This window comes from Synechococcus sp. R8-2, from assembly GCF_047461715.1.
Lineage (GTDB): Bacteria > Cyanobacteriota > Cyanobacteriia > Thermostichales > Thermostichaceae > Thermostichus.
The window spans coordinates 1-7,414 of record NZ_JANSHQ010000079.1; the positions used below are offsets into that span (position 1 = coordinate 1).

The following is a 7,414-nucleotide window of genomic DNA, read 5'->3' on the forward strand; positions in this document are numbered from 1 at the left end:
CGACATCGCCCGAGAGCTTTTCAACCCGCTCCGAGAGTTTTTCGCTATCCCCTGAGAGCCGATCGATCCGCCTCAAAACTTCCTCTTGTTGTTGGGTGAGACGAGCTATTGCTTGGCTATTGGCCTCGACCAGGCGCTCGACTCGCTCTAGGCGCTCTTCTGTTGAAATCGTCATGGAGGCTGACAGTCGCGAGTACGGTACACCAGAATACCCATCCTATGCTATTGCCGGCTATTCGTCTCTCCGGCAGGGGTTTAATGGGAGGGCCTCCCATTCTGCTGCCCTGGATTGGGTGCGGTAATCTTGAGATCGTGAAGTCTTGTTCGTTAGCTTCCATGCCGTCAAAAGATCCAACTCCTCTGCCCAAGCCCCAGTCGCCATCAGGGGAAACCCCTGCCAGCTCGGGATCCCGCAGCTGGTGGCAGGCGCAACGGGAAAACCTTCTGACGGTGGTGCTGGCTCTGTTGCTGGCCTTCGGCATTCGCACCTTTGTGGCAGAGGCGCGTTGGATCCCCTCCGATTCGATGCTGCCCACTCTGGAAGAAGGGGATCGGCTGGTGGTGGAAAAGGTCAGCTACCGCTTTGGTTCGCCCAGACGAGGCGATATTATTGTTTTCAACCCTCCCGCCAAACTGAACTTCGACGGGGCCTACATCAAGCGGGTGATCGGCCTGCCGGGAGATCGCATTCGCATCGCCAACGGTGAGGTCATCATCAACGGGATCCCGCTGCGGGAAGACTACATCTATGCCCCCCCCGACTATTCTTGCCCTGGCGAGCGCTGTCCTGGAGTTCCCAATCAGGGATCCGAATTCGTGGTTCCTCCCCGCTCCTATTTTGTGATGGGGGATAACCGCAACGACAGCCAAGACTCCCATGTGTGGGGTTTCTTGCCGGAAGAAAACATCATCGGCAACACCATTTTTCGCTTTTGGCCCCCAAATCGCCTACACTTTTTCGCCCCGCCAGAATATCCTGAGCTTCTTCCAGAGGCCCAAGTGTTGGGCAACACAGCCCGGTAGAAAGCCAGCTTGACCCTGTCGGGACTGCTCAGTGCAGCCGCTCCAGCACATAGTCCACCATCTGAAACAAAGCACGACGCGCCGCAGAGTCCGGCAGGCTATACAGCGCTTCGGCAGCCCGCTGGGCGTAGTCGCGGGCCAACTGACGAGAGCGTGGGATCCCTTCGCTTTGATACACCCACTCTAGGGCCTGCTTCAGATCTTGCGGGTTGGACAGTTCCCTGAGAATGAGCTCTCGCATCTGGGGAAATTCCTCTAGGGCAAACAGAACGGGTGCAGTGAGGTTGCCCTGGATGAGGTCGGATCCCACAGGCTTGCCAAGCGTCTCTGCCGAAGCGGTGAAATCCAGCAGATCGTCGACAATCTGAAAAGCAATGCCCAGATCCCGCCCAAAATCGAACAGGCGATCCGCCACTTCCTCGCTAACCCCGCTCAGCAGGCCAGCAGCCTTGGAACTGCCGGACATGAGGGAGGCCGTTTTGTAGAAGCTCTTGGCCAGGTAGTCTTCCATCGACACATCCGGGTCGAAGCGGGTGAGGCTCTGGCGCACCTCTCCCTCCGGCAAATCCATGATCACTTTGGAAAGGAGCTTCACTACCTCCAGGTTGTCCAGATTGGCCAAGTACCAAGCAGCTTGGCCGAAGAGGTAATCCCCCGCCAGCACGGCTATCCGATTGTCGAAGAGGGTATTCACCGTATCGATGCCCCGTCGCACATCGGCAGCGTCGATGACATCGTCGTGAACCAGGCTGGCCGTGTGGATCATCTCGGTGATCTCTGCCAAGCGCCAATGACGGGGAGTGATCTCTCCATCTGGAGTGGTGGCACGGGCAATGAGGAGCACGATGGCTGGCCGGATCCCTTTCCCCCCCGCCGAAAACAGATGTTCGGCAGCCATGGCCAGGATGGGGTGCTTGGCACTCACCAACCGCGTTAGGTTCTGGCGTAAACGCTCCAGATCCGCTTCTACAGGGCCAAAGGGGGAGAGCACAGAGGTCATGGAGCCAAAGTATGAGGGGTTTTACAAAATTTCACATCTTTTTCTATTGTAGAGTACCCCATCGTTCTCGGGGAAAACCAGGCAGTATCATGCAAGCAGTCTTTTGCCCTTCTCATGTCGGATCCCGTCCCCCCACTTCGATCTCATTCCGTTCCACCGCTCCCTTCAGAACCCGATTGGGAGGAGGAGTGGGAACTGGCGCTGGAAAAGCCGCCGCTGTCTGGGCGGGCCCAGCCTCACCATCATGATCCCCAGTCTCGGCGCAAGTTGACCAACCGCTTGGCTCGCATCGAAGGGCATGTGCGTGGGATCCGCTCCATGATCGAGCAGGATCAGCCCTGTCCAGATGTGCTGCTGCAAATTGCCGCCGTCAAGGGAGCGCTGGATCGGGTGGCGCGGCTAATTTTGGACGATCACATTCGCCACTGCATCCGCCATGCCATCGAGACCGGCAATATCGAAGTGGAGCTGGAGGAGTTGCAGCGGGCTCTGGATCGCTTTATCGGCTAAGTCTCAATGGCCAGATTTAACTTGATGAAAGTCTCCCCTTGCTTGGCTCAGGGGAACGCCAAGCGGGGCTGTCAATATCTGCAGCGGGGGCTGGCCGTTGTGATGCTGCCTAGTACCCCAGGTCATTCAGAAGGTTGGGGGGAGGGCTGGGTATAGCGCTCCAGCAGAGATGCGCTTTTGAGTTGCCACTGCAGTCCCATGAAGGCCCAGTCGATAAACTCGTTGATCTCCTCAGCGCTGAACTGCATGGCTTTGCCGATCTCGAAAATTAGCTCCTCTTCTTTTTCCACCAGCTGGCTATTCACCACCGCCATTGCTGCCAAATCCCGCAGGATCAAGGCCCCTGCCGCATTGCGCATGGGCGGGATCCCGCTGATATCCAAAGGTGCACCTGCTTCATCGGCCAGATAGGTTTGGGCCAGTGGCGCTTCGATGCCTACCCCTTCTGCGATTTGCATGAAGAAAGAGGTTTCTTCTTCGTCCAACTGGCCATCTACTCGGGCCACCGCGATCAGGGCCTTGAGGTAGAGCTGGCGCTGCTCGTCTGTCAAATCGGCGTAGTTGATCATGGGAGTTGCTGCTGAGTGTAGGGTTTTCTCTTCAACTCTGCCATGAAGGTTGCCTTCCAAACCGGGGTCGGACATTTTCCGGTCAAGTTCCAGTCAAGCAGAAAATCGCTTAAAATAAAAAGCCTGTGTCTACCGGCCAAACGCCAAAGGCTCGGAGCGAGGCTCTGGAGCTTCAGCAGGCTTGGCGGGTCTAGGCGAACTCTTTTTTGGATTTTTTGGATCTTTACAGCTTGCGGAGCGTCCCCCAAGGAGTGGATACCCCATGGTCAAATTGCGGCTCAAGCGCTACGGAAAAAAGCGGCAACCCAGCTATCGCATCATCGCCATTGAAAGTAAAAGCCGCCGTGAAGCCCGTCCGCTAGAGGAACTGGGTTACTATAACCCGCGCACCAAGGAGACGGTTTTGCAAACGGCAGGCTTGCTGAAGTGGTTGCGTTGTGGCGCTCAGCCCACAGAGACCGTGGACAGTCTCCTCAAAAAGGCCGGCATCTACGAGATGTTGAAAGCAGGGGAAGGCGGAGTGGTTGCCTCGATTCGCATCCCGGCCATGGCCAAGCCTGAAGCTGGGATCCCTGAGGCGGCAGAAGAGGCCCCTGCAACAGAATCCGTGGCCGAGGCTGAGGTCGCCGATGTTCCCGAGTCTGAATTGAGCGAAGCTGCCACTGAGACAGCAGCGGCAGAATTAAGTCCTCCAGAAGCTGAAGTTGAAAAGCCTCAGGTTGAGGAAGCGGTTGAGGCCTAGGGTCGGCTAAGCTTGGCTTGGCCAGTTGTTCCCTCCTGTCGTCTAGCTCTCTATGCCAGACTACAAGGCTCTCGCCCATCTTTTGATCGAACCGCTGCTCAGCAGCGCCTCTCTTCAAATGGATGTGGAAACCACCTGTGGCGGGCGAAAGGTATGGCTGCGGCTGGCCTTTGACCCGAAGGATCGGGGGCGGGTATTCGGGCGGGGCGGGCGCACCCTGCAAGCGATTCGACAGGTGATGATGGCCGCAGCTCAGTTGGCAGGTCAATCTCTGTACATCGATATCTACGGAGAGGCGGGAGAGCGGAATCGGGAGGAGCGGGAATGAGCCAAATTCTCACCTTTCTGGGCAAGGGGGGCACAGGTCGGAGCACCTTGGCCGTGGCGGCAGCTCGGGCCGCAGCCCAGCAGGGGCGGCGGGTGCTGTTGGTGGGCCATCAGGCGGGGCCGGGGCTGGAAATGCTTTTGGGCGGGATCCCGCTTTCCGGCGAGCCGGTGACCATTGCTGCCAACTTGAGCGTGGTGCAGTTGCGGACAACCCAGCTGCTGGAGCAGTTCTGGACGGCGGCCAAAGAGCTGGAAGCCCGATACGTGCGCACCCCCTTTTTCCGGGAGATCTACGGCCAGGAACTGGGGGTGTTGCCGGGCATGGATCAGGCCCTGGCCCTGGAAGCTCTGCGCCGTTACGATGCCAGCGGCCAATACGACTGCATTCTCTACGATGGGCCAGGGGATCTGGCCACCTTGCGCGCCTTTGGGATCCCGGAGGTGGCCAGTTGGTACTGGCGGCGGGCTTCCAAGGCTTTTTTGGGATCCGACTTGGCCAAAACCCTGCGACCCTTTGCCGAGCCGTTGCTGCGTTCGGTGAGCACTGTGGAGTTTTCCTCTCTGGAGGATCTGCCGGAGCGGTTGGGGGGCATGACTAACCTCTTGGAGCAGGGACGACAGGCCATTGCCGATCCGCGCCGCGTGTTGGCCCACCTGGTGACCACCCCTGACCCGATGGCCGTGCAAACCGCCCGTTACCTTTGGGGGAGTGCTCAGATGGTGGGGCTGACGGTGGGTGGCCTCTGGGTTACCCCTCTGGCTCCGGGAGAGGTCTCGGCCGCCGATTTTTTCCCGCTGACACTACGAACACTCCCCCTGCGTCAGGGATCCGATTGGTCGGCTTTGGAAGCGGCAGTAGGAGGGATGTTCGCTGTGCCGGATGTGCCGCCGCCCGTGGCCATCGACGAGGGAGCCCGTACAGTCAAGCTGTTTATTCCCGGCTTCAGCAAGGCCCAAATCGAGCTGAGCCAGTCAGGCCCGGAGCTGACCATTACCGCCGGGGATCAGCGGCGCAATTTGTTCTTGCCCCCCAGCTTGGCAGGTCGGCAGGTGACTGGGGCCAAGTTTCAAGAACCCTTCCTGGTCATCAGCTTCGGCTAAAACGATCCCCAGTTGTTCCCCTCTGTTCGCGTTAGCGGTATGGAGTCCTTGGGAGAGAGCGATGTTGGCCAAACGGATCATTCCCTGTCTGGATGTGGCGGCAGGGCGGGTGGTGAAAGGGATCCAGTTTGTGCAATTGCGGGATGCCGGGGATCCGGTGGAGCTGGCCCAGGCTTACGATCAGGCAGGAGCCGATGAGCTGGTCTTTTTGGACATCACCGCCACCCACGAAGAGCGGGAGATTTTGTTGGAAGTGGTGCGGCGCACCGCAGAGCAGGTGTTCATTCCCCTCACGGTGGGAGGAGGGATCCGCGATCTGGAGGGGATCCGGCAACTGCTGCGGGCCGGGGCAGACAAGGTCAGCCTCAATTCGGCGGCGGTCAGGGATCCGGATTTGGTGACTCAAGCCAGCCGCTGGTTTGGATCCCAGTGCATTGTGGTGGCCATCGACGCTCGCGCCAAACCGCAGGGAGGGGGATGGGAAGTGTACGTGCGCGGGGGGCGGCAGCCGACGGGGCTAGACGCGGTGGAGTGGGCCAAAACCGTGGCCGAACGGGGGGCAGGGGAGATCTTGCTCACCAGCATGGACGCCGATGGCACTCAAGCAGGCTATGACCTCGAGCTAACCCGGCGGGTGGCCGAGGCGGTGTCGGTGCCGGTGATTGCCTCAGGAGGAGCAGGGGAGTGTGCTCATATCCGCCAAGCTCTGCAGGAGGGAGGGGCGGAAGCGGCTCTATTGGCCTCGCTGCTCCACTATGGCCGGCTGACGATTGCCCAAATCAAAGCCGACTTGGCCGCCCACGGCATTCCGGTGCGTTGCTAACTCTGCGAGGGATCCTATGCAAGCTCAGGATCTGGCCGCTCTCTTGCCCAAGGTAAGTCGGCTGGCGGAGGCGGCAGGACAGGCTATTTTGCCCATCTACAGACAGGAGCAGCTTCAGGTAAGGGCCAAGGCGGATGCCTCTCCCCTTACAGAGGCGGATCTGGCCTCCCACCACCTGATCCTGCAAGGCTTGCAAGACCTGACCCCAGGGATCCCGGTGCTCTCGGAAGAATCGGGCGGGATCCCTTACCCAGAGCGGCAACAGTGGGAGCGGTTTTGGCTGGTGGATCCCTTGGATGGCACCCGAGAGTTTATCGGGCGCAACGGCCAGTTTACGGTGAATATTGCTCTCATCGAGGAAGGGATCCCCATCCTGGGGGTCGTCCATGCCCCAGCTCTGGGCCTCACCTACGCGGCTGCGCAAAAGCTGGGGGCCTGCAAGAGGGAAAGGACTCCGTCCTGCGTTCACGAACAGCCCATCCGCACCTGCCCTTACGCCCAAGAACCCCTACAAGTGGTGGCCAGCCGTTCCCACAGCAACCCGGAGACGGAGCAGTTCCTCGAGCGGCTGCGGCAGCGCTGTGGCTCTCTGGAAGTGAAGTCTGTGGGCAGTGCCCTAAAGCTTTGCCTTGTGGCCGAAGGATCTGCCCATCTCTACCCTCGCTTCGGCCCCACCATGGAGTGGGATACTGCCGCTGCCCAGTGCATTGTGGAGCAGGCGGGGGGAAGGGTTACCGATCTGGCAGGGGATCCCTTGCGCTACAACAAGCCCGACCTGCACAACCCGCCCTTTGTAGCGGCTGCCGAAGGCATGGCCCAACTGTGGCAGAACCTGATCCCCTGAGCGAAGCCCCGGCTACATGCCCATCTCTGTGGGGTTAAAGCCATCCGGGAACTTGGTGTACTCGTCGTAAAGGGCACCGCGGAAATGGGTGTTGGTGATGATGGCTCCGCGCAGATCGGCCCCAATCCGCAGATCGGCTCGGTTCAGCTCGGCTTCGCTGAGGTCGGCCCTGAGCAATTTGGCCCGGTAGAGGTTGGCCCCCCGCAAATCTGCCTTCACCAACTTAGCCCCAATCAGGTTCACCCGTCGCAGCTTGGCTCCGCGCAGGTCGGCTCCCGAGAGATCTGCTCCCGACAAATCCGCCTCGCGCAAATCGGCCCCACTCAAGTCGGCATCCCGTAGGATAATGCCCTTCAAATTCGCGCCACTCAACTGCGCTCCACTCAGGTTGGAGCCGGAAAAGTCCCGTTGGCCAGACGCATAAGCCTGCAACAGTTGCTTGGCATCCAAGAGAGGCTTAATACTTGCTGTTGTC

At 59.6% G+C, this 7,414-nt stretch carries 10 protein-coding genes; 7 read left to right on the plus strand and 3 right to left on the minus strand.

Annotated elements, in window-relative coordinates; translation table 11 throughout:
• Positions 1 to 336 precede the first annotated feature (336 nt).
• Positions 337 to 1,023, plus strand: a complete 687-nt coding sequence (gene lepB, locus NW819_RS02055; protein WP_041436160.1) for a signal peptidase I — start codon at positions 337 to 339, stop codon at positions 1,021 to 1,023.
• 28 nt (positions 1,024 to 1,051) lie between these two features.
• Here the strand turns inward: lepB and sds are convergent, their stop codons facing one another.
• On the minus strand, positions 1,052 to 2,023 hold the full coding sequence (gene sds, locus NW819_RS02060; RefSeq protein ID WP_041436149.1) for a solanesyl diphosphate synthase: 972 nt from the start codon (positions 2,021 to 2,023) through the stop codon (positions 1,052 to 1,054).
• A 114-nt stretch (positions 2,024 to 2,137) separates the two neighbouring features.
• Between sds and NW819_RS02065 the strand changes: the two genes are divergently transcribed.
• Positions 2,138 to 2,533 carry a metal-sensing transcriptional repressor gene (locus NW819_RS02065; RefSeq protein WP_414341707.1) on the plus strand — a complete coding sequence of 132 codons (396 nt, stop codon included), beginning with the start codon at positions 2,138 to 2,140 and terminating at the stop codon, positions 2,531 to 2,533.
• Between the two features lie 122 nt (positions 2,534 to 2,655).
• Here NW819_RS02065 and NW819_RS02070 read toward each other — a convergent pair whose 3' ends face one another.
• Positions 2,656 to 3,102: a TerB family tellurite resistance protein gene (locus NW819_RS02070; protein ID WP_414350341.1), complete on the minus strand. Its 447-nt coding sequence runs from the start codon at positions 3,100 to 3,102 to the stop codon at positions 2,656 to 2,658.
• 262 nt (positions 3,103 to 3,364) lie between these two features.
• Here NW819_RS02070 and rpsP point away from each other — a divergent pair, with 262 nt between their 5' ends.
• The 5 genes from rpsP to cysQ all read left to right on the plus strand — a co-directional run bounded on the left by rpsP (position 3,365) and on the right by cysQ (position 6,939).
• The gene (gene rpsP / locus NW819_RS02075; protein WP_011432103.1) at positions 3,365 to 3,844 is read left to right on the plus strand and encodes a 30S ribosomal protein S16; all 480 of its coding nucleotides are present in this window, start codon (positions 3,365 to 3,367) and stop codon (positions 3,842 to 3,844) included.
• Positions 3,845 to 3,896: 52 nt separating this feature from the next.
• Complete coding sequence (locus NW819_RS02080; protein ID WP_011432102.1) at positions 3,897 to 4,172, plus strand: KH domain-containing protein; 276 nt, start codon at positions 3,897 to 3,899, stop codon at positions 4,170 to 4,172.
• Positions 4,169 to 5,272: an ArsA family ATPase gene (locus NW819_RS02085; protein WP_414412743.1), complete on the plus strand. Its 1,104-nt coding sequence runs from the start codon at positions 4,169 to 4,171 to the stop codon at positions 5,270 to 5,272. The genes NW819_RS02080 and NW819_RS02085 overlap by 4 nt, the downstream gene beginning before the upstream one ends.
• A 61-nt stretch (positions 5,273 to 5,333) precedes the next feature.
• Positions 5,334 to 6,095: an imidazole glycerol phosphate synthase subunit HisF gene (gene hisF, locus NW819_RS02090; RefSeq protein WP_414412744.1), complete on the plus strand. Its 762-nt coding sequence runs from the start codon at positions 5,334 to 5,336 to the stop codon at positions 6,093 to 6,095.
• 16 nt (positions 6,096 to 6,111) lie between these two features.
• Positions 6,112 to 6,939, plus strand: a complete 828-nt coding sequence (gene cysQ / locus NW819_RS02095) for a 3'(2'),5'-bisphosphate nucleotidase CysQ (protein ID WP_414350347.1) — start codon at positions 6,112 to 6,114, stop codon at positions 6,937 to 6,939.
• Between the two features lie 12 nt (positions 6,940 to 6,951).
• Here the strand turns inward: cysQ and NW819_RS02100 are convergent.
• On the minus strand, positions 6,952 to 7,414 hold a 463-nt coding region (locus NW819_RS02100), incomplete at its 5' end, for a pentapeptide repeat-containing protein (RefSeq protein WP_414412745.1).

Coding starts and splice junctions, on each gene's coding strand:
- lepB (WP_041436160.1), top strand. CDS start 337: ATGCCGTCAAAAGATCCAACTCCTCTGCCCAAGCCCCAGTCGCCATCA.
- sds (WP_041436149.1), bottom strand. CDS start 2,023: ATGACCTCTGTGCTCTCCCCCTTTGGCCCTGTAGAAGCGGATCTGGAG.
- NW819_RS02065 (WP_414341707.1), top strand. CDS start 2,138: ATGTCGGATCCCGTCCCCCCACTTCGATCTCATTCCGTTCCACCGCTC.
- NW819_RS02070 (WP_414350341.1), bottom strand. CDS start 3,102: ATGATCAACTACGCCGATTTGACAGACGAGCAGCGCCAGCTCTACCTC.
- rpsP (WP_011432103.1), top strand. CDS start 3,365: ATGGTCAAATTGCGGCTCAAGCGCTACGGAAAAAAGCGGCAACCCAGC.
- NW819_RS02080 (WP_011432102.1), top strand. CDS start 3,897: ATGCCAGACTACAAGGCTCTCGCCCATCTTTTGATCGAACCGCTGCTC.
- NW819_RS02085 (WP_414412743.1), top strand. CDS start 4,169: ATGAGCCAAATTCTCACCTTTCTGGGCAAGGGGGGCACAGGTCGGAGC.
- hisF (WP_414412744.1), top strand. CDS start 5,334: ATGTTGGCCAAACGGATCATTCCCTGTCTGGATGTGGCGGCAGGGCGG.
- cysQ (WP_414350347.1), top strand. CDS start 6,112: ATGCAAGCTCAGGATCTGGCCGCTCTCTTGCCCAAGGTAAGTCGGCTG.